Origin of the sequence: Capnocytophaga cynodegmi, assembly GCF_002302475.1 — a bacterium.
In the GTDB taxonomy this organism is placed as follows: domain Bacteria; phylum Bacteroidota; class Bacteroidia; order Flavobacteriales; family Flavobacteriaceae; genus Capnocytophaga; species Capnocytophaga cynodegmi.
On record NZ_CP022378.1, the window covers coordinates 1,860,421 to 1,882,905 of the forward strand.

18 protein-coding genes are annotated in these 22,485 nt (G+C 33.8%); 12 read left to right on the top strand and 6 right to left on the bottom strand.

What is annotated here, in order from left to right; genetic code table 11:
* Position 1: 1 nt before the first annotated feature.
* A complete protein-coding gene (locus CGC48_RS08285) occupies positions 2-667 on the bottom strand; it encodes a uracil-DNA glycosylase (protein ID WP_098029805.1) in 666 nt (221 codons plus the stop codon).
* A gap of 86 nt (positions 668-753) precedes the next feature.
* Between CGC48_RS08285 and CGC48_RS08290 the strand changes: the two genes are divergently transcribed.
* The 3 genes from CGC48_RS08290 to CGC48_RS08300 all read left to right on the top strand — a co-directional run bounded on the left by CGC48_RS08290 (position 754) and on the right by CGC48_RS08300 (position 4,042).
* Positions 754-2,928 carry an endonuclease MutS2 gene (locus CGC48_RS08290; protein WP_449384838.1) on the top strand — a complete coding sequence of 725 codons (2,175 nt, stop codon included), beginning with the start codon at positions 754-756 and terminating at the stop codon, positions 2,926-2,928.
* Between the two features lie 441 nt (positions 2,929-3,369).
* Complete coding sequence (locus CGC48_RS08295; protein ID WP_157909893.1) at positions 3,370-3,564, top strand: hypothetical protein; 195 nt, start codon at positions 3,370-3,372, stop codon at positions 3,562-3,564.
* A 169-nt stretch (positions 3,565-3,733) separates the two neighbouring features.
* Positions 3,734-4,042, top strand: coding sequence for a hypothetical protein (locus CGC48_RS08300; RefSeq protein ID WP_157909894.1), 309 nt, complete (start codon positions 3,734-3,736; stop codon positions 4,040-4,042).
* 99 nt (positions 4,043-4,141) lie between these two features.
* Here the strand turns inward: CGC48_RS08300 and CGC48_RS08305 are convergent, their stop codons facing one another.
* Both CGC48_RS08305 and CGC48_RS08310 read right to left on the bottom strand, forming a co-directional pair.
* Positions 4,142-6,364, bottom strand: a complete 2,223-nt coding sequence (locus tag CGC48_RS08305; RefSeq protein ID WP_098029207.1) for an NADP-dependent isocitrate dehydrogenase — start codon at positions 6,362-6,364, stop codon at positions 4,142-4,144.
* Positions 6,365-6,446: 82 nt separating this feature from the next.
* Positions 6,447-7,088 carry an O-methyltransferase gene (locus CGC48_RS08310; RefSeq protein ID WP_098029807.1) on the bottom strand — a complete coding sequence of 214 codons (642 nt, stop codon included), beginning with the start codon at positions 7,086-7,088 and terminating at the stop codon, positions 6,447-6,449.
* 145 nt (positions 7,089-7,233) lie between these two features.
* On the opposite strand from CGC48_RS08310, the gene CGC48_RS08315 reads away from it, so the two are divergent.
* On the top strand, positions 7,234-8,169 hold the full coding sequence (locus CGC48_RS08315) for a peptidylprolyl isomerase (RefSeq protein WP_098029208.1): 936 nt from the start codon (positions 7,234-7,236) through the stop codon (positions 8,167-8,169).
* Between the two features lie 93 nt (positions 8,170-8,262).
* Here CGC48_RS08315 and CGC48_RS08320 read toward each other — a convergent pair whose 3' ends face one another.
* From CGC48_RS08320 to CGC48_RS08330, 3 genes are all read right to left on the bottom strand, one after another.
* Positions 8,263-9,360 carry a hypothetical protein gene (locus CGC48_RS08320; RefSeq protein ID WP_098029209.1) on the bottom strand — a complete coding sequence of 366 codons (1,098 nt, stop codon included), beginning with the start codon at positions 9,358-9,360 and terminating at the stop codon, positions 8,263-8,265.
* A gap of 131 nt (positions 9,361-9,491) precedes the next feature.
* Positions 9,492-10,430: a ribosome small subunit-dependent GTPase A gene (gene rsgA, locus CGC48_RS08325; protein WP_098029210.1), complete on the bottom strand. Its 939-nt coding sequence runs from the start codon at positions 10,428-10,430 to the stop codon at positions 9,492-9,494.
* A gap of 5 nt (positions 10,431-10,435) precedes the next feature.
* Entirely contained in the window at positions 10,436-11,956 is a 1,521-nt protein-coding gene (locus tag CGC48_RS08330; RefSeq protein WP_098029211.1) for a GH3 auxin-responsive promoter family protein, read from the bottom strand.
* Between the two features lie 89 nt (positions 11,957-12,045).
* Here CGC48_RS08330 and CGC48_RS08335 point away from each other — a divergent pair, with 89 nt between their 5' ends.
* The 8 genes from CGC48_RS08335 to pyrR all read left to right on the top strand — a co-directional run bounded on the left by CGC48_RS08335 (position 12,046) and on the right by pyrR (position 22,462).
* Entirely contained in the window at positions 12,046-12,837 is a 792-nt protein-coding gene (locus CGC48_RS08335) for a DUF2797 domain-containing protein (protein ID WP_018279208.1), read from the top strand.
* An 18-nt stretch (positions 12,838-12,855) separates the two neighbouring features.
* Entirely contained in the window at positions 12,856-13,899 is a 1,044-nt protein-coding gene (locus CGC48_RS08340; protein WP_098029212.1) for a Gfo/Idh/MocA family oxidoreductase, read from the top strand.
* A 114-nt stretch (positions 13,900-14,013) separates the two neighbouring features.
* On the top strand, positions 14,014-15,297 hold the full coding sequence (locus CGC48_RS08345) for a citrate synthase (protein WP_098029213.1): 1,284 nt from the start codon (positions 14,014-14,016) through the stop codon (positions 15,295-15,297).
* Positions 15,298-15,713: 416 nt separating this feature from the next.
* Positions 15,714-17,141 carry a WG repeat-containing protein gene (locus CGC48_RS08350; protein ID WP_098029214.1) on the top strand — a complete coding sequence of 476 codons (1,428 nt, stop codon included), beginning with the start codon at positions 15,714-15,716 and terminating at the stop codon, positions 17,139-17,141.
* A gap of 77 nt (positions 17,142-17,218) precedes the next feature.
* Positions 17,219-18,133, top strand: a complete 915-nt coding sequence (locus CGC48_RS08355; protein ID WP_098029215.1) for a dimethylarginine dimethylaminohydrolase family protein — start codon at positions 17,219-17,221, stop codon at positions 18,131-18,133.
* A 198-nt stretch (positions 18,134-18,331) separates the two neighbouring features.
* The gene (gene ctlX / locus CGC48_RS08360; RefSeq protein ID WP_098029216.1) at positions 18,332-19,261 is read left to right on the top strand and encodes a citrulline utilization hydrolase CtlX; all 930 of its coding nucleotides are present in this window, start codon (positions 18,332-18,334) and stop codon (positions 19,259-19,261) included.
* Between the two features lie 94 nt (positions 19,262-19,355).
* Positions 19,356-21,848: an O-antigen ligase family protein gene (locus CGC48_RS08365; protein ID WP_098029217.1), complete on the top strand. Its 2,493-nt coding sequence runs from the start codon at positions 19,356-19,358 to the stop codon at positions 21,846-21,848.
* Between the two features lie 56 nt (positions 21,849-21,904).
* Positions 21,905-22,462: a bifunctional pyr operon transcriptional regulator/uracil phosphoribosyltransferase PyrR gene (gene pyrR / locus CGC48_RS08370; protein ID WP_098029218.1), complete on the top strand. Its 558-nt coding sequence runs from the start codon at positions 21,905-21,907 to the stop codon at positions 22,460-22,462.
* Positions 22,463-22,485: the final 23 nt, after the last annotated feature.

Genomic DNA, 22,485 nt, shown 5'->3' on the forward strand with positions numbered 1-22,485 from the left:
ATTACCACGAAATGCTTTTCTTTCCTATTGACTCTAAAAATGCATTTGTTTTACTAAAGTGTTTATTACCAAACCAATATCCTCTATTGGCACTCAAAGGTGATGGATGTCCAGAAGTTAATATGTAATGCTTTGAAGCGTCAATTAATGCTGATTTTTTCTTGGCATATCCGCCCCAAAGCAAGAACACAACTTGATTACTTTTTTCTGAAACTACACGAATAACTGAGTCAGTAAACGTTTCCCAACCTTGATTTTGGTGGCTTCCAGCCTGATTAGCACGAACCGTTAATGTAGCATTTAGGAGTAAAACTCCCTGCGAAGCCCATCTTTCTAAGTTGCCACTTGCTGGGTAAGGAATGCCCAAATCTTGTTCAATTTCCTTGAAAATATTTACAAGAGAAGGAGGATGTTCTATTCCATCTTGTACGGAAAAACATAGTCCATTAGCTTGATTTGCACCGTGATATGGGTCTTGTCCTATGATGACAACTTTCACATTTTCAAATGGGCAATGTTCAAAAGCTGAAAATATTTGACTTCCTTTGGGATAGCAAATTCCCCTTGAATATTCATTTTTTACAAAAGCGACTAAGTTTTTAAAATAATCTTTCTCAAATTCGTTTGCTAAATGAGGTTTCCAGCTTGAATGAATGTTTACTTCCATTTTTTTAATACTTTTGCCAATTAATTCACCTCCAAAGGTAAAAAATAATTTGGAATTATAAAACAATTCAATATACAACAACATAAATGATTCATTCAAAAACACTTGAAGATTTAGAATTTAGCACAGTATTACACCAAGTTTCCGAAATATGCCAAACCGAATTAGGTAAGAAATACGCCTTGCGAATCAAACCTTTTCAGGATAAAGAAACATTGCTTTTTGCGTTGCAACAAACAAATGAATATTTGTCGTCTTTCCAGAATAATAATGTGATTCCTGCTCATAGTTGTGAAAAAGTTAGTCACGAAATTAAACTTCTTCAAATTGAGAATACTACACTCGAAATTGCGGGTATTCGAAGGCTTTACATATTGTCGCAAACGGTAAATACACACATTCTTTTTTTCAGAAAGTTCAAAGAATTATATCCTATATTGCATCAAACTTCGGAGAGCATTGAGTACACTACCGAAATTGTAGAAGCTGTTGAAAAAATCATTGATAAATTTGGTGAAATCAAAAATGAAGCATCACCTGTTTTAGCTAATATTCGTAAGGAAATCAGTCAGTTAAAAGGTAAAATTAACGAAAGTTTCAATCGAGCACTGGCTGAATACAATGCTTCTGATTATTTAGATGATATTCGCGAAACGGTGGTGGAAAATCGTCGTGTACTTGCTGTTAAAGCGATGTATCGAAGAAAAATTCAGGGAACTGTTTTAGGAAGCTCAAAAACAGGTAGTATCGTGTACGTCGAGCCACGCCAAACTGAGATGTATTCACGCGAACTTACCAATTTGCTCTATGACGAAAAGGAAGAAATACAACGAATTTTAAAGCAACTCACTACATTTTTAAGTGAATTCGTATCACTTTTTAGGGATTACCAAAGTTATATCACAGCGATTGATATTATCTATGGAAAGGCAAAATATGCTTTGAGTATGAATGCTTTACTTCCTGAAATTACTGACGAACGTATTTTGGATTTGAAAGAAGCCTATCATCCTTTGTTGTATTTGAATAACTTGAAAAAAGGAAGTGTTACTTATCCACAAAACATTCAACTTTCCGACGAATCACGCATAATTGTTATTTCTGGTCCTAATGCAGGAGGAAAAAGTATCACCTTGAAAACCATAGGGTTATTACAGTTAATGCTACAAAGAGCAATGCTTATTCCTGTTCATCATCGTTCAAAGATGTGTTTGTTTGAGCGGATACTAACTGATATTGGAGATAATCAATCTATTGAAAATCATTTGAGTACATATAGCTATCGACTTAAAAATATGAATTATTTTTTAAGGAAATGTAATGCGAATACGCTATTTTTGATTGATGAATTTGGAACGGGAAGTGACCCTGAATTAGGTGGAGCTTTGGCAGAAGTTTTTCTTGAGGAATTTTATCATAGAAAGGCTTTTGGAGTAATTACAACGCATTATGCCAATTTGAAGATTCTTGCCAATGAGCTTCCAAATGCTACCAATGCTAATATGTTGTTCAATGACAATACGTTAGAACCTATTTACAAGCTCATTGTAGGTGAGGCGGGTAGCTCATTTACCTTTGAAGTAGCACAGAAAAATGGAATTCCGTTTGGACTTATAAATCGAGCAAAGAAAAAAATCGAAAAGGGAAAGGTGCGTTTTGATGCCACCATCGCTAAGTTGCAGAAAGAACGTAGCAAAATGGAAAAAACTACTGAAAATCTGAAAGATGAAGAGATAAAAGCCAGAGAAGAAGCTAAACGTTTGGAGGAATTGAATGAAAAAATAAAATCTAAATTAGTAAATTATCAGGAATTGTACGACCAAAATCAAAAGATGATTTACTTAGGAAATAAAGTTGATGAGATTGCCGAGCGTTACTTTTATGATGGTAAAAAACGAGCTTTAGTTTCTGATATTCTGAGGATTATAGAGAGTGAGAACGCCAAACGGAAGCAACTTTCCAAGCTAGAAAAGGCTAAACAAAAGCAGCAGAAAAAAGAAACTGAATCTGAAGTTCAAAAAGAAGTGGAGGTTATTCGCATTCAGAAGAAAACAGAGAAAAAAGAAAAAATAAAACAAGAAAAGGTTGCCAAAGAAAAAATGCAACGAGCCTTGAAAGTGAATGATAGAGTACGGATTAAAGACAGCCGAAGCGTGGGAAGTATTGATAAGATTGAAAAAGATAAAGCTGTTGTTAATTACGGAATGTTTACCACTTTAGTCGCTCTTTCTGAATTGGAATTGGTAGAGAAAAAAAGCTAAAAAACTTATTTTGTAATTATATGATTTTCAAATTTTTACATTGTTTTGTAAATTAGATTTAGTTAACAAAAGGTTAAAGTTGTTGTGTGTTTTCTGATATTGCAGTACTTTAGTGGTCGCTAGTTTGATGGGACGGGAGTTCCACAATCTAAGTTTTTTTCATGCTATATTAGATTTTAATTAAATTATTAGAGAATAGGCTGTCGGGGTGATAGCCTTTCTTTTTTTTCTGAAAGTTCAAAAATACACATTTAATGTGTGTAAAAATTATATGCTTTTTGTATAAATTACACATTTTTTCTTCAGTGTGTAAAGCCGTTTTAAATTTTTGTTTCTTCTTTTTTATTCTGATAAACAGGTTTTTATGAAATTATTTTTCGGCTAATGCCGATTTGGTATGCTTTTTTCAATATACATAATGCAAACAAAAACTCACGTATTATGACAACAGAAAACATAACATCACCAAGATTAGGTAAGCTGTCAGATATGAATCCAATTATGATTTATGATGGTATAATGGAAATGATTTTTCAGGAGGAGGGTAAATCTTCTGAAAGAGTTGTAAAACAGAGAAGTATGTTTGCAATGTTATCAGAGATTTATAAGAAGATTGGAAAACTTTTGAAAAAGTAGCATAAGATTGGTATAAATAAAATTAGTACAAAACAAAAAATTAGAAAAAAATTACTCATTTGCAGTCAATTGATTGTTGTTAAAACAAAAAATTAGAAAAAACTAAATTACAAATTAAAATCTTTACTAAGCAGAAAAAAACAATTACTTAAATTAAAAATTAGAACTTATGAAAAAAACTTTGTTTTTAAGCGTATTGGCGTTAGGGAGTATGACAGCCTTCGCACAGGAGAAAAATGTAGAAATTGAAAAATTGGCGGTTGCTGCTATTCAAGAGGAGGAGTATACTGAAATCGTGAAAGATAAGCTCCCTGCAGCTGTGGTTGAAGCTTTTGAGAAAACCTATGAAGGTGCAAGTATCAAAAAAGCGTATGTAAATGCAAAAGAAGAGTACAAAATTGAGGCTGCAGATAGCAATTCACAAGATTTTGTTGCTTATTTTGACAAAGACGGAAACTTGTTGAAAAAAGATAATTAGGAGTTAGTAGTAGTATTTATATGCATTGTGAGAAAAGGACTTTCTGTTGATAGAAAGTCCTTTTTTTATGAAAAATTTTTCTAAAAAAATGTTTCAAGTTTATGAAAAAAGAATTCTGCTAAAAGTACCGCTTGGTTGCATTGCAGCATATGTTTTTTGTTCGTCAGGCGAATAGTAACCCTCTATGCTGATGCTTTTTCCTTGAACTTCGGCAAGTTCTGCAACGATGCGTTCTTCGTTGTCACTCAATTGCTTAGCTATTGGAGCGAATTCTTTTGCTAAGTCGGTATCTTTAACTTGTGATGCTAAGGCTTCTGCCCAGTAAAGTGCTAAGTAAAAGTGACTTCCGCGATTGTCCAATTGTCCTAATTTTCGTTGTGGAGATTTGTTGTTTTCCAAAACTTTTTCGGTAGCTTCTCCCAACGTATTTGCTAAGATAAGAGCTTTCGGATTATTGAATGTGTTTGCCAAATGTTCAAGTGAAACTTCCAGAGCCAAAAACTCTCCAAGTGAATCCCAACGCAAATAATTTTCTTCCAAGAATTGTTCCACGTGTTTTGGAGCAGAGCCACCAGCACCTGTTTCAAACAATCCGCCTCCATTCATCAAAGGTACAATGGAAAGCATTTTGGCACTTGTTCCAAGTTCCAGAATCGGGAACAAATCAGTCAAGTAATCACGCAGAACATTTCCTGTAACTGAAATGGTGTCTTCGCCCTTAACCAAACGTTTTAGTGTGAAAAGAGTAGCCTCTTCTGGTGAAAGAATCTTGATTTCCAGTCCATTTGTGTCGTGATTAGCTAAATATTTTGTTACTTTTTTGATGAGTTCAGCATCGTGGGCACGTTTTTCATCTAACCAAAAAATAGCAGGTGTTTGTGTGGCTTTTGCTCTTGAAACAGCTAATTTAACCCAATCTTGAATAGGAGCATCTTTCACTTGACACATACGCCAAATATCTCCAACTTCCACATTTTGTGATAGATATATAGTTCCGTCTTCGCCAATAACATTTACCACACCATTTTGTGAAATTTCGAAAGTTTTGTCGTGCGAACCATATTCTTCTGCTTTTTGAGCCATCAGACCAACGTTTGGAACCGTTCCCATCGTGGTAGGGTCAAAAGCTCCATTTTCTTTACAAAAAGCGATAACTTCTTTATAAATACCCGCGTAACTGCTATCGGGAATTACAGCTAAAGTGTCTTGTGTTTCTCCTTTTGCGTTCCACATTTTTCCTGAATTGCGAATCATTGCAGGCATTGAAGCGTCAATGATTACATCGCTGGGAACGTGTAAGTTAGTAATTCCTTTGTCGGAATTTACCATTGCCAAATCAGGAGCATTTTCTAACGCAATTTGAATATCTTTTTCTATTTTTTCTTTTTCAGAAACTTCTAAATTTGCAATTTTAGCAATCACATCACCAAATCCGTTATTGGCATCAACTCCTATTTTTTTGAATGTATCAGCGTGTTTTTCAAAAACATCGGCAAAGAAAGTACGCACTGCGTGTCCGAAAATAATTGGGTCAGAAACTTTCATCATTGTGGCTTTCATATGCAATGAAAACAAAATGCCTTCATTTTTAGCCAGTTGTACTTGTTCTTTCAAAAATGCAAGTAGTGCTTTTTTACGCATTACTGCAGCATCAATGATTTCGCCTTTTTGCAGGGTGGTTTTTTCTTTTAAAACGATTTTTTCGCCCGAAGTTGTCGTTAATTCAATTTTAACATTATCAGGCTTTTCCATCGTAATGGATTTTTCACTATGATAGAAATCGCCTTCGGACATTGTTGCTACTCTCGTCAGTGAATCTTTTGACCAAGCACCCATACTATGCGGATGTTTTTTAGCGTAATTTTTTACAGCTTTTGGAGCTCTTCGGTCTGAATTTCCCTCACGAAGCACGGGGTTCACGGCACTTCCTTTAATTTTGTCGTAACGAGTTTTGATGAGTTTTTCGGCTTCTGTTTTGGGTTCTTCAGGATAGTTGGGAAGGTCATAACCTTTTGATTGTAATTCTTTTATAGCTGCAACCAATTGAGGAACGGAAGCACTAATATTAGGAAGTTTGATGATATTTGCTTCGGGCCCAGTTGCCAATTTTCCTAACTCGGTTAAGGCATCTTCCACTTGTTGTTCTTTTTTCAGAAAATCAGGGAAGTTTGCTAAAATACGCCCTGCAAGTGAAATATCTTTCAACTGAAAATCAATGCCAGAAGATTTTGTAAAACGCTTAACGATAGGCAATAAAGAATGTGTTGCTAAAAAAGGAGCTTCGTCTGTTTTCGTATAAATAATAGTTGCTTTTTTTGACATATTTATGTTATTTTATTTCATAAGTAACAAATGTATGGAAAATAATTTTAATAAAGTAATCTTTTTGGAATAAAAGTTCCAGTTAAATTACTCTTGATATGGTTAGTCCGTCGCGAATAGGCAAGAGTACAGTTTCCACACGCGAATCCTCTTTTAATTTTTGATTGTAAGCCAATAGTGCTTTAGTCTGCTTATCATTTGATTTGATTTCCTCTACAACTTTTCCGCTCCAAAGTACATTGTCAGAGAGAATTATTCCGCCAGAATTCATTTTGTTGATGACTAAATCGAAATAATTAGCATAATTTTGTTTGTCAGCATCAATGAAAACTAAATCAAAAGTAGTTTCTAATTTTGGAATAATATCAATCGCTTGTCCTAAATGTTGAATAATTTGGTTTCCTTTACCACTTTTGTCAAAAAATTCCCTTTGTAAATCTTGTAATTCTTCTTTTATGTCGATTGTGTGTAAAATTCCTTCTCTTTGCAAACCTTCCGCTAAGCAAAGGGTAGCATATCCCGTATACGTTCCGATTTCTAAAATGGTCTTCGGCTGAATCATTTTCGAAAGTAAGCTTAACACACGTCCCTGAAAATGACCACTTAACATTCTGGGTTGTAATACATTCAGATGTGTACGACGTGATAGCTCTTGCAGAAGTTTAGGTTCTTCTTCGGAGTGTTGTGTTGCGTAATTTTCTATTTTTTGAGGTAAAAAGTGCATTTTTTGTAATTTATTTAAGTATAAAATTATTTTTAAGACAAAGATATAAAACATTTTAGCTAAAAGATTATTGTAAAGCAGAATTTATTTGCTCCTTTTTTAAATCTTCGCTATTTTTGCGGAGATATTTTTAAAAATAAAAGAAATGCAGAACGGAATTTATGCAAAATTTAAGACAACCAAAGGAGAAATTTTGGTTGAGCTAACGTATGACAAAACCCCTGGTACAGTGGGCAATTTTGTTGCATTGGCGGAAGGAAAACAAAAAAATACAAGCAAGTCTCTTGGAGAACCTTACTATAACGGGTTGAAATTTCATCGGGTAATCCCTGATTTTATGATTCAAGGAGGTTGTCCGTTGGGAACAGGAACAGGAAATCCTGGTTATCAGTTTGATGATGAGTTCATTCCGGAGCTAAAACACGACAAACCAGGCGTTTTGTCAATGGCTAATGCGGGGCCAGGTACTAACGGAAGTCAATTTTTTATCACACACGTTCCAACTCCTTGGTTAGATGGTAAACACACTGTTTTTGGTCAAGTGATTGAGGGGCAAAATATTGTGGATAGTATTGTTCAAGGTGATAAAATTGAAGAAATCAGTATTGTTCGAGTAGGTGAAGAAGCTGAAAACTGGGATGCAGTAAAGGCTTTTGAAACTTTTAATGCTGGAAAAGAAAAACGAATAGCTGAAGAACGCAAGAAAATAGAACAAGCATTAGCTTCTGAAACTGAAGGTTTTGAGAAAACAGAAAGTGGGTTGTTTTACAAGATAACTAATCAAGGGAATGGAAAGAAGGCCAAAGCAGGAGATGAAGTTGCGGTTCATTATACGGGAATGCTACTCGATAAAACAGTTTTTGATTCCTCTCATCGTAGAAATCAGCCATTAACTTTTACTGTGGGTGTGGGACGTGTAATTGAAGGTTGGGACGAAGGTATATTATTGCTTCGTGAAGGAGATAAGGCTCGTTTTGTAATTCCACCTGATTTAGCTTACGGTAGTCAGGGAGCTGGAGGTATAATCCCACCAAACGCACCTCTTATTTTTGATGTAGAACTAGTTAGGATCGTTGATTAACAAATAAAAACAATTTTCCTCAAGTAGAAGAGTTATAAAATAAAAAAAGCTGACTTTTAAAAGTCAGCTTTTTTATTTTTTCGGAAAACAATATTATTTTTCTAAACCAAATACTACTCTGAAAACGTGTTTTACTTTTTTAGAGAAGTAAGAGAAATAAGACTCAGCTTTGTTTGTTGTCCCATCAAGGAAAACTACATCTGGATCATATTTTCCATTGTTATCTTCGTTGTATCTTAAATTAGCAACTTTTTTGCCAGAGCTTATAACATCAACATTTACAAACTTATTTATATCTTCAATAGAATAGACATTTTTGTTTAAAGATTTAAGTCCTGCGATGTCAGCTTTTGCTTTAAGTTCTAAATCCTCGAAGTTAACACTAAATTCTAAATCTTTGAAGTTTTCAAATGCAATTGTTTTCAAATCTACATTATCAGTAGATATATTAGAATTATTTGTTAAATTAATAACTCCTTTTACAGTTGTTGTGCATCCATCAGGTGCAGAAGTATTTGAAGTTAGATTGTAGGCAAAACCATTTTTTTCTAACTTAACAACTGTTGTGAAAGGAGCTCCATAAATTGTGATATCAGCACTATTTATGAGTGTAGGAATAAGTCCATACTCAATTTTGCGCATATCAACTTCAATAATCTTTTTGTTGTTAACAGTTATCGTAGCTTTACCTTTTGTTGGTAAGCTGTTCTTTCCAATGTTCAAACTTGTGTAGTTTTCAAGAACTAACATTGCATTGTTAGAAGAAGTAGCGTTGTTTTCAGGGAAATGAAGAGTAACGTTTGTGCTGTTAGCCGTTTTATTCCACATTTTTGTGGAGTTATTCCAAGTGTAAGTCCCTAAAAGAGTTTCATAAACAAAACTTCCTCTAACATATTGCTCTCTAAATTTACCATCTAAATACTGATACCAAGTTTTGTTCTCAGTTGTTGCAGAAGGTAAAAAGAAGTTGTCATAGAAAAAGTCTGAAAAACCACTGTATTTCAGTTTTTTTAGGCAATCATAAAAGTTAGCCACTGTCGTCTCAATAGATTGCTGTTCAGCACTTCGTGCTGTTATTTTTGAAGTTTCTTGTACTTGTTCAGTTTCGTTTTCGTTTTTCGAACAACTCACAAATAGGACTACTCCTAACAAAGCAATCATTAGTTTTTTTGTTAAATTTTTCTGTCTCATTGTAGTGCGTGTATGAAATTATTAAAGGGCAAATGTATAACTTTTTTTTGGGTGGATAAAATATATTTTAATAAAAAACACTTTATTTAGAATTGTGTTTTTTATTTTGTTTTAAATCAGGTTGTTATGTTTTATTTTTGTTTTTCCCCAATTCGGTAATTTTCATCTTCTCCTCTCAGAATTTGTAAGTAACTTTTATAACGAGACCAAGCAATTTCATCTTTTTCTAAGGCTCCTTTCACAGCACAATCTGGTTCGTCGATATGAAGGCAATTGTTGAACTTACATTCTGATTTTAGGGAAAAAAATTCAGGAAAGAAATCACTTAGTTCTTCATTTTGAATCTCCACAATACCGAAACCTTTTATACCTGGAGTATCGATTATTTTTGCTCCAAAATCAAGGTCAAACATTTCTGCAAAAGTTGTAGTGTGCTGACCTTGTTGATGTTGTTCTGAGATTTCTTTGGTTTTTAGGTTCAGATTTGGGGCTATGGCATTTATTAAAGTTGTTTTTCCAACGCCGGAATGTCCAGAAATGACACAAGTTTTGTTTTTCATTAAATCAATTACTTTGTCAATATTTTTGCCACTAATAGCTGAAATTCCTAAACATTCATAACCAATTTTACGATATATCGAAGCTAAATACTTTATTTCGAACAATTCTTCTTCGTCATAGGAGTCAATTTTATTGAATAGAAGAACCACAGGAATGTGATAAGCTTCGGCGGTAACTAAAAAACGATCAATGAATGTTGTAAAGGTTGGAGGATTGTTCAGTGTGATAACCAAAAAAGCTACATCAATGTTTGAAGCAATGATATGTGTTTGCTTTGAAAGATTTACTGACTTTCGAATAATGTAATTTTTACGCTCGTGAATTTCTTGGATTACACCATTTCCTGATTCTTCAAGTTCAAAACTGACATAATCACCAACAGCTACAGGATTGGTGTTTTTGATGCCTTTAATTCGAAATTTTCCTTTTATCCTACATTGGTAGAATACTCCTTCTGAGGATTTTACGGTGTACCAACTTCCAGTAGATTTGTAAACAATTCCATTCATAATTGCTAACTTATTGACTGAAGATGAAGTAGTTCTTCAACATACTGGCGATTATTTGATAATCTTGGAACTTTGTTTTGTCCGCCAAGCTTGTCTTTATTTTTTAGCCAGTCGTGAAATAAGTTTTCTCGAGCGATATGAATTTTTGGCATATTCAAAGTCATATTATTGTAGCGTTTTGCTTCGTAATCCGAGTTTAGTTTTTTTAATTCTTCATCTAAAATTTCTGTAAACTTCTCAATATCGCTTGGTCTTCTGCTAAATTCAATAATCCATTCGTGGCCACCTTTTAGTTTGTCTTGCATAAAAATAGGAGCTACTGTGTAATCAATTATCTCACTATTAGTTGCTTTGCAAGCTTTTTCTAATCCTTTTTCTGCATTCTCAATGATAAGTTCTTCGCCAAAAACGTTGATAAAGTGCTTTGTTCGTCCTGTAATTTTGATACGATATGGTGAGATAGAAGTGAAACGAATAGTATCACCAATAATATAACGCCAAAGTCCTGCGTTTGTTGTGATTACCATTGCATAATTTTTTTCAAGTTCAACTTCAGATAGAGGAATTACTTTTTGCTGATTTGTTCCAAAAGTTTCCATTGGAATAAATTCGTAAAAAATTCCATAATCAAGCATCAAAAGTAGTTCGTCTGAGTTATTCCGGTCTTGAATTCCGAAGAAACCTTCAGAGGCATTGTATATTTCGTAATATCTAAAACTTTCTGAAGGAATGATTTTTTTATATTGGTCTCTATAAGGGATAAAACTCACTCCTCCGTGAAAATAAACTTCTAAGTTTTTCCAGATTTCTAGTAAATTTTCCTTCTTTGTTTCTTCCAAGATACGATTTAGCAAAACTAACATCCATGAGGGAACTCCTGCCATACTGGTAACGTTCTCACTTCGAGCTTCTTTTACAATTGCGTTTAGCTTACTTTCCCATTCGCTCATTAGTGATACTTTGTTGCTTGGAGTGCAACTGAACTCTGCCCAAAAAGGTAAATTTTCTATCAAAATTGCTGATAAATCGCCAAAAAATGTTCCATTTTCTTCGTAAAGTTCTTTACTTCCACCAAGTCTTAAACTCTTTCCTTTGAATAAATTAGAGTTTTCATTGTTGTTCAGGTATAGGCAAAGCATATCTTTTCCTGATTTGTAATGACAATTCTGTAATGCCTCTTCACTTACAGGAATGAATTTGCTTTTGGCATTGGTGGTTCCGCTACTTTTTGCAAACCATTTGATAGGAGTATTCCAAAAAATATTACGTTCACCCTTTCTTGCCCTCTCAATGAAAGGCTCAAAATCTTCATAAGTGACTAAAGGAGTATTTCTTGCGAATTGAGTATAGTTTTTTATGTCTGAAAATCCGTACTTTTTTCCAATTTCGGTATCTTTTGCAGTATTTAATAATTCCAACAAAACACGTTCTTGAGTTTGATGGGGATTCTTCGTAAATTGCTCAATTTGGTTGATACGCCGTTTTAAAAACCACGAAGTTATAGAATTGAATAGTGTTAATGGCATTTTTTTATTACTTTTGAAAAAAATCTGTCATTTGTATCACAGAGGTCGAATTTTATTAAAATCGGGTAAAGTTAAAAAAAAAATTAAATATGTTTCAAGGTGTATTACAAAAAATGCTTACTGAGATAGGTAATCCAGTTCGTTATTACTTACAACTTCAGAATGATTTTTTGGTTGTTAATGAGTTGATTAATAGAAAAATCAAATTGTCTTTCTCACACTTTCAATGCTTGAATTGTGGAAGTGAGCAGCCTATTTTCCGTCAAGGATTTTGTAAAAAATGTTTTTTCGAAGTCCCTCAGGCAGCCGATTGGATTATGCATCCAGAATTGAGTAAAGCACACTTAAATATCGAAGAACGCGATTTAGATTACGAAAAACGTATGCAATTGCAACCACATTATGTTTATTTGGCAAATTCAAGTAGTGTAAAAGTCGGGGTAACTCGAAAATCACAAACCCCCACACGATGGATAGACCAAGGTGCACACGAGGCTTTGGTTATTGCAGAGTTACCAAATCGGTATCTGGCAGGAGTTACAGAAGTGGCTTTAAAACAACATATTTCGGATAAAACCAATTGGAGAAAAATGCTTACAAATTCCATTGAAAACATTAATTTAAAGAAAGTTAAATTAGATTTGTTGCCTTTTATTCCAAAGGAAATAGAACCATATCTTATTCAAACAGAAGAAATACACATACATTTTCCTGTAGAAAAATATCCAAAACAGATAAAAACACTAAATTTATTAAATACACCTACATACGAAGGAACATTAACAGGAATTAAAGGTCAATATCTTATTTTTGAAGACGATACAGTTTTTAATGTTCGTTCAAACGAAGGTTTGGTTGTGAGATTAACCATTGTTAATTAATACTTTAAGAAGAATTTAATGAGAAAAATAATCAATGTAGGACTGGCTTCTTTTGGAATGAGTGGGAGAGTGTTTCACGCTCCTTTCGTGTCAAATAATCCAGATTTTAGGCTAACCGCTATCGTAGAACGACATAAGAGCGATTCAAGAGAAAAATATTCAGATTCTAAATTATATCGTTCTTATAATGAGTTACTTAATGATTCAGAAATTGACTTAATTGTAGTTAATACGCCTGTGCAAACACATTTTGATTATGTGAAAAAGGCACTAGAGTTAGGTAAAAATGTTTTGGTGGAAAAGCCATTGACTGTAAATGCGTTACAAGCGGAAGAGCTTCGTAAGTTGGCAAAGATAAATAATTGTTTCATAAGTGTTTATCAGAACAGAAGGTACGATGGAGATTTTCTAAAAGTAAAAGAAATTATAGGAAGTAAAGTGTTAGGAAATTTAAAAGAAGTCGAGATTCGCTTTGACCGATTTCGTACGCAAATCAGTGAGAAAACACATAAAGAAATATCAGAAGGCTCAGGAGCTTTGCACGATTTGGGAGCTCATTTAATTGACCAAGCTCTTCAGTTATTTGGTAAACCAAAATCGGTTTTTGCTGACTTGGGCTTTTTTCGAGAGAAAACACAAACGAACGATTATTTTGAGCTGATTTTGTTCTACGAAAATGAACTTCGAGTGCGATTAAAATCATCTACAATGGCAAAAGAAAAACAATGGGAATATGTTTTGCACGGAGATAAAGGTAGTTTTTTACAGCAAAGATTTGATAGTCAGGAATATGAGTTGGTTAAGGGAGCGGAACCTACAAAAGGTAAATGGCTTCCTGAAATAATTAATCCTAATGGTGTTCTACATACATTTGATTTTCGGGAGGAAACAACAGCCCAAAATGGAAATTATATGAATTTTTACGATGATTTGTATGAGTTTATGATTTATGGGAAATCTAACCCTGCACCGATTGAACAAGTTGTAAATGTTATGAGAGTTATTGATAAAGCTTTCGATAGTTTTGAAAGTAGAAGTGTTGTTTCTTTTGATAATCAATAAATTAAATAGATTTTGATTTTCTAATTTTGAAAAAACTTTAAAAAAGAGTTGATTTTTGAAAAAAAAACTATATATTAGCAACGTTTAAAACATTTCTAATTAAACTATAACACTATGTCGGAAACAGTAAAATTATTATTTGAAGGAAAAGAATATGAATTCCCAATCGTTGTGGGAACCGAAAATGAAAAAGGAATAGATATTGATAAATTAAGAGCTTTAACAGGTCTAATTACTTTGGATTCAGGGTATAAAAATACAGGGGCTTGTAAGAGTTCGATTACATTCTTGGACGGAGAAAAAGGAATTCTAAGATACAGAGGTTATAATATTGAGGAGTTAGCTGAAAAAGCTGAGTTTTTGGAAGTAGCTTACTTATTGGTTTTCGGTGAGTTACCAACCAAAGCAGAATATGACAAGTTCATCAAAACTATCCACAAATACACTTTGGTTCACGAGGAAATGAAAGGTATTTTGGATGGGTTCCCGAAAACAGCACACCCAATGGGGATTTTATCTTCACTTACCAGTGCTTTGACGGCATTCAACCCAAAATCGGTTGACGTTTCTTGTGAAAAAGATGTATATGAGGCTGTTTGTAAGGCTATTGCGAAAATACCTGTCTTGTCTTCTTGGGTGTATCGTAAGCGTGAGGGACTTCCGCTTAATTACTATAATAACGAATTAGGCTACATTGAGAATATTTTACAGATGACTTTCTCAATTCCTACGGAAAAATACGTGATGAATCCGAAAGTGGTGAGTGCTTTAAACAAATTGCTTATTTTGCACGGCGACCACGAGCAAAACTGCTCTACATCAACGGTTCGTTTGGTAGGTTCATCACACGCGGGGCTTTTTGCAACCATTTCATCAGGAGTTTCGGCACTTTGGGGTCCGTTACACGGAGGTGCAAATCAGGCAGTTGTGGAGATGTTAGAGGATATCAAAGCCGATGGAGGCGATGTAGAAAAATACATTAACAAAGCAAAAGATAAAGACGACCCATTCCGACTTATGGGCTTCGGGCATCGTGTTTACAAGAATTTTGACCCACGTGCCAAAATCATCAAAAAAGCTGCGGATGAAGTTTTACATTCTTTAGGCATTGACGACCCAATTTTTGACATCGCTAAGCATTTAGAGAAAGTAGCTTTGGAAGATGACTACTTCAAATCAAGAAATTTGTACCCGAATGTTGATTTCTATTCAGGAATTATTTATCGTGCGCTAGGAATGCACGTGGAAATGTTCACAGTACTATTTGCTATTGGGCGTTTACCAGGTTGGATTGCTCAATGGAAAGAAATGCGACAAGGTAATGAACCTATCGGGAGACCGAGACAGATTTATGTTGGGCAAACACAACGAAAATTTGTCGATATCAGTAAAAGATAACAACAAATTCCTATTAAAAAGCCTCGTTTTGTTCGGGGCTTTTTTCTTTTTGAATGAAAAAATAGGTCTATCAAACTAAAAATGTAATCTATAATGACAAAAAAACTATCTATTAATTGAAATAAATAAAGTTTTTCGATATAAAAGTATAGTTTAAGTCAAAATATATAGAAAACTTCAAAAAAATAAGATAAAAACTAAACAAAAAAATATAGTAAGACAAAAAATAAGTATAGAAATACGAAAAATAATATAAGTGTTAAGTAAAAAGTGTAAGGAAAACATAAAAAAAGTATCGTATTAAAGAAAAATAAGAAAGGAAATTACAAAATAATATAAGAGCAGAAGAAAATAATATGCGAAAACTAAAAATAAGTATAGTAATTAAGTAAATTAATTTATAAGGTGTTTGTTGTATGAAGAAGATAACTCAAAAATATATCAGTATTGTACTGTTATTGTTATGTTTTATTCCTTTCTTGTCGTATGGTCAGTTTAATAAATATGATTATGTGTCACATCATTTGAGTAATAATCGAAAAATAGCCAAGCTTAACGGAAAATGGGGATATGTTAATAAAAGAATGAAAACAGTTATCCCATTTGAGTTTGATGAAGTCAAAACTTTTACAGGAAAAGTAGCTTGGGTTAGAAAGAATAACAAATGGGGATTGATAAATAAAAGAGGTAAGATGAGAACTGCTTTTATTTATGATAGATTTGAAGACTTTACTGACGGGTTAGCTCTAATTAAACGTGATAATAAGTATGGTTATATTAATATTAAAGGAAAAGAGATTATCATTCCTCAATATACTTCAGCAAAAAGCTTTAAAAATGGAGGTGGTAAAGTATCTATAGAGAAAAAAATGGGAATTATCGATAGAACAGGAAAAGAAATCATACCAATTGCTTATGATAGAGTAGGTGATTTCTATGAAGGAATGGTATGGGTTGAAAATGAAGAAGTAGGTGTTATGGATAAGTCAGGAAATATGATAGTTCCTTTACGATATGATATAATTAGTGACTTTTCTGAAGGGTTTGCACGAGTAACATCAAAAGGTAAAACAGGTTTTATCGATAAAAAGGGGCGTGAAGTTATTCCTTTGAAATTCAGATTTGCTTATTCGTTTAGTGATGGAATGGCTGTTATAAAAAGTGGAGATGAAGATGGAGCGATTGACACTTCTGGGAAGGTTATTGTTCCAACCATTTATGAGTTTGTAGATACTTTCAGCGAAGGACTTTCCTACGTGAAGATGAATGGAAAATACGGATACGTAAATAAGCAAGGTAAATTAGTAATCCCGATGATTTATGACAGAGCTTATCCTTTCAATAATGGGACTGCAAGAGTGATGAAAGGTAATGTGACTTATTTGATTGATAGTGCAGGAAAGGAGTTACATATTATAGGAGATGAAAATACAAAAAGGCTAAATAAGAAATTAACAGCGATAAAAAAAGACGGAAAGTGGGGGATTTTTAAAAGAAAAAGATTGATTGTGCCATATAAATATGATGATATAGGAAGTTTAAGCTCTGATGGATTAGTAGCAGTCATTCAAAATGGTAAAAAAGGATTTATAAATAAAAGAGGAAAAGAAATAATTCCGTTAGTGTATGATAATATATCAGGAAACTTTCTTGGAGGTATCGCAAAGGTAGGTATAAATGGCAAACAAGGGTATATAAATACAAAAGGAGAGGAAATTATCCCAATACAATACGATTGGGTAGATGATTATTTTAATGATAAAACAGGGACTTTAACTGTAGAACGCGATGGAAAGCGATTTGAGGTTAATATGCGAAATGAATGTGAAGTAAACTGTCCTTAATCTATCCAACTATCCTAAATAAGTTAAGAGTATTAGAATCTAAAATTGCTATATAACAAAGAAAAATCATATTTATTATGTTAAAGGTAAATATTAAAAACGAAACGAACCGACTAAAAGCAGTTATCCTCGGTACTGCTCAAAGTAATGGAGCTACTCCAACAGCTGAGGAGGCGTATGACCCAAAATCATTAGAGCATATCAAAGCAGGGACATATCCTATCGAAAAAGATATGGTAGCTGAAATGGAAGCCTTCAGGAGTGTGCTGGAAAAGTATGGAGTTACGGTATATCGACCTGAAATCATCGAGAATTGTAACCAAATCTTCACTCGTGATATTGGTTTTGTGATAGATGATATCTTCATCAAAGCAAATATATTGCCTGATAGAGAAAATGAGTATCAGGCTATTGAGTATATTGTGAACAAAATCGAAAAATCGAAAGTAGTTATTCCACCAGATGAAGTACATATCGAAGGTGGGGACGTGATGCCTTGGAATGAACACATCTTCATAGGAACTTATAAAGGTAGTGACTATAAAAATTACATCACTGCTCGAACTAATATGCAAGGTGTGGAATTCATTAAGGAATTATTCCCAAATAAAATCGTAAAAGAGTTTGATTTGGTAAAATCTAACTTAGAAGCGAGGGATAATGCGTTACATTTGGATTGTTGTTTTCAACCTGTGGGCAGAAATAAAGGAATTATCTACAAAAATGGTTTCCGTGAAGAGGCTGATTATGTATATTTGTTAGAACTTTTCGGAAAAGAGAATCTATTTCACATCACAAGAGACGAAATGTATCATATGTATAGCAATATCTTCTCAATTGCTCCTGATGTGGTGGTTTCGGAACGGAAATTCACACGTTTAAATAACTGGTTGCGAGATAATGGCTTCGTGGTGGAGGAAATCCCATACTATGAAATCTCAAAACAAGAGGGACTGCTCCGATGCTCTACCTTACCGCTTATCAGAGAGTAGGAGAGTGAGGAAAATCAGGAAGATAAGGAGAAAGAAAAATAGGAGGTAAGTTGATTAAATTGAAATAATTTGTCTCTATAATTCCCCCTTTCAAAGAGGGTAGGGGGATGTATAAAAAATGTATTATATTTTTAGAAAGCAAAGAAATCATCATAACAAAAAATAAAAATCTATTATAAAAAATAATAAAAATATCCAATGAATAAACAGATAACAGATACTATATTGATGGTTCGTCCGGTAGCATTTCGGATGAATGAAGAAACGGCAGTGAACAACTATTTTCAAGAGCAGATTGACTTGAAAAATGAAGAAATCAATAAAAAAGCACAGCAGGAGTTTGACGAATTTGCTCAGAAGTTGCGAAATATTGGTGTGAATGTTATCGTAGTTGATGATATCAAGGAACAAGATACGCCGGACTCGATATTTCCGAATAACTGGATAAGTTTTCATCAAACGGGGAATATTGCATTGTATCCGATGTTCGCTGAAAATAGGAGGAGAGAGCGTAGAGAAGATGTGTTGGACTTACTCGAAGAAAAGGGGTATATTATTGAAAACGTGTACGATTACACAGAAGCTGAGAATGACGATATTTTCTTAGAGGGAACGGGTTCAATGATATTAGACCGCGTAAACCGAAAGGCGTATTGTGCGTTATCGCCTCGTGCTGATGAGGAATTGTTTATCGAGTTCTGTGAAGATTTTGAGTACACGCCCGTAATTTTCAAGGCATATCAAAAAGTGGACGGAGTTTCAAAACTTATTTATCATACCAACGTGATGATGTCCGTTGCTGAAACGTTTGCTATCATTTGCTTGGATACTATTGAAGATAAGAAAGAACAAAAGAACGTAATTGCTCATTTAAAAGAAGATGGTAAAGAAATTATTGCCATTACCGAAGCACAAATGCATCAATTTGCAGGAAATATGTTACAGGTGCAAGGAAAAGACGGAGCGTACCTCGTGATGAGTGGTGCAGCATATCGAAGTTTAAATCTAGAGCAGATAAAAAAAATAGAGAAGCACTGCAAAATATTACATTCTGATTTAGAAACTATTGAGACTTGCGGCGGCGGAAGTGCACGTTGTATGATGGCAGAAGTTTTTCTTCAGAAATAAAAAGCGAACAAAAAAGTATTAATTTTGTAGGGTTTAAATTATATACACAAAACGTATATTTTTGTTAGGTTTATTAAACTTTTAATTAAGAAGTATGAAGTCAAAGAATAAAAAGAGCAATACAGAGAAGGAGAGTAAAGCAACTATTTCGGGTATTTCATCTCCAAAGCAAAATACTTCGATGAATTTGTTAATGACCATTCTATTAATAGCGTATGGTTATGTTACTGTTCTTACTCCTAACTGGTTAGCATTCGATTCCAATGCACCTAAGTTCTATACTTTCGCTATTTTGAATCTGATTACAGCAGTTTTGTTGTTTTTTATTAAAGATTTCAGAGAAAAATCACAAATACTATTCGGTTTTTTTACTAATAAGATAGGAATTGCATATAGTGTAATTATTTTATTTTCAGTGTTGTCTTTCACCAAAGTGATTAATGTAGAAGAAGCAATTTTGCATTTTTTTAAAGTTTTTACGGCTTTTTCTGCTGCGTGGATGGTTTCAGCATTGGTAATTTATAATCCCAAAGCGGTTACTTCACTGGCAGTTGCAATGACAATTTTGCTTTTCTACGATTCATTGAAAACTTTTGAAGGTGTATCAAAAATAATAAAAGGCACAGGAACTGATGGTGATATAAAATCTTCATACTCAAATAAAAATATACTTTCTTCGGCTATATTTATTAAAATTCCGTTTGCGATTTGGCTATTTTATTTCAAGAAAAATACTTTACGAATTTTAGGAGGAACTGGAATTGTAATTGGCACACTTTCAGTATTTTTTATGAGTACACGTGCTTTTTACATAGCCACTTTTATTGTTCTTTTTGTTTTAGTAGTTTATGCCTTACTGAATTATTTTTTGTTAAAAAGAAAACGAACAGCGACCAATGTTGGAACACACGCTCTCTTTGTAGCGTTGGCTTTTGGGGTGTTTTCATTCGTTCAAGGGGTTATGTATCCGAAAGCAGTTCGGGAAAATACCAGCTTTACAGCTCGTTTGGCAACAATTGCAGATGAAGAAAATATAAGTAATAACCTCAGAAAAACAGCTTGGACAACGACCATTACTGAAATGATTCCGAATGACCCTATTTTGGGAGTAGGAATAGGCAATTGGAAGGTGCGGTATCTTGAATATGAAAATTCACATAGTCCACATTACATCTATATGTACAAGGTTCATAATGATTTTCTTGAACTTACTTCAGAAACTGGAATTATCTCAGGATTAGCTTTTTTGAGTATATTTCTGTTAATGGCGTATTATTTTTTGAGAGCAACATATAAGAACAAAAATGAAGAGCAGGAGAAGTGGCTGTTTTTGCCTCTTTTAGGATTATTTTCATATTCGTTTGATGCTTTTTTTAACTTTCCGCAAGACCGACCTGAAATACAATCACTTTTTGCAATATATGTAGGTTTGGGAGTTGCTTTCGCTGTTATTTATTTTAGCAGAAATGGAGTTAGGGAGTTTAGAAAAATTAGTTTGCCCGTTATTGGAATCGTAGCTGTTGCGGCAATTATGGTGAATCTGGCAAATGTTTTGGTTGAAAAAATGTATTTCGACTCTTCAAAAATCCAACGAATGGTGAAGGAAGAGCAACAAGGTATCAGAAAAGCGAAATCACCATCAACATATTTGGTACAAAACTATCCTAAAATACCGAACTTAACAGCAGTTGCTGAGCCTGTAGATGTTGAAAAAGCTCGTTATTTGATTGATGAAAAGAAATTTGCAGAAGCACGTGAAATTCTTTCTTCTATAAATTATCATCCTTGGGACGGACGCAAAGAGTATTTTATAGCCGTTTCTTATTTTATGGAGGAAAACAAAAAATTTGATAGTATTTACAAGTATGCAAACAAAGCCAGAAAAATAAAGCCTAACTTCTTCGGAAACACAAATTTAGAAGCCTATGCTTTGAACAATATGGGAAGGGAAAAGGAATCTATTGAATTGTGGAAAGAGTTTTTAAACTTAAATACCTCCCATAAAGAGCAGCCTAAATGGAAGCAAATCTTGAAGGAATCGTTGCACGTAGATGTTGATATAGATAGCCAAAGAGCTAGGAGAAAAGAAGCTCAGGCTTGGAATGCATTGGCGTATTTGCAAGAAAAAAACAACTTAATAGAGGAAGCAAAGGCAACATTAGACACAGCTTTCATATATTTGCCTAATGATAAAACAATTGCAGATAACCGAAGTAAGATAACATCAAGATTTAATATTCAGGAATTTACACCAATTTTTAATAGTGCAATTCAGTTCTACCAGCAAAAAGATTATGTAAAGGCAATCACTGAATTTACAAATTTTCTGGATAAGGTTCCTGCACATAATGAAGCACTTAGGCTGAGAGGAATCAGTTATTATTACACTCAACAATATCAAAATGCAATTAAAGACTTTTCCCGAATGGAAGAATTGGGAACACCTGCAAATGCCTTGATAAATAATTTTCAAGCTTCGTGTTATTATATGTTGGGGGATAAATTAAAGGCAAAGGAGCTTTTTCAAAAAGCTGCAAATGAAGGTAATACAGATGCACAAAAGAACTTACAAAATCTGACTTTTTAATCATTAAAAAGTAGAAAATGAAGATGGTAATTATTGTTGTTTTATAAAAATGAATGATGAGTACAGAAAATACATATAAAAAACAATTGCTTTCTGATGCAGAAATCAACGTAATTCTGAATCGGTTGGCGTGTGAATTGATTGAAAATCACGGAGATTTTTCAAATACAGCCTTTGTTGGGATACAACCAAGAGGTGCTTTTTTGGCAAAACGTTTGGTGGCACTACTTGAAGAGAAATACAAAATTGAAAATATTTCCTTGGGTTTGTTGGATATCACCTTTTTCCGTGATGATTTCCGCAGAGGGGCCAAGCCTCTGGAAGCGAATTCTACCAAAATTGATTTCATTGTCGAGAACAAACGAGTGGTTTTCATTGATGATGTGCTTCACACAGGAAGAAGCATTCGTGCAGCACTCACAGCGATTCAGTCCTTTGGGCGTCCGTCCGAAATTGAACTTTTGGTACTTATCGACAGGCGTTTCAGTCGGCATTTACCCATTCAACCTGATTATAAAGGAAGACAAGTAGATGCGATTAATGAAGAACGCGTCGTGGTAAAATGGAAAGAAAACGATGGCGAAGATGCTATTTATATTATTAATAAAGGATAAAAATAAAGATTTTCCGTTCAATA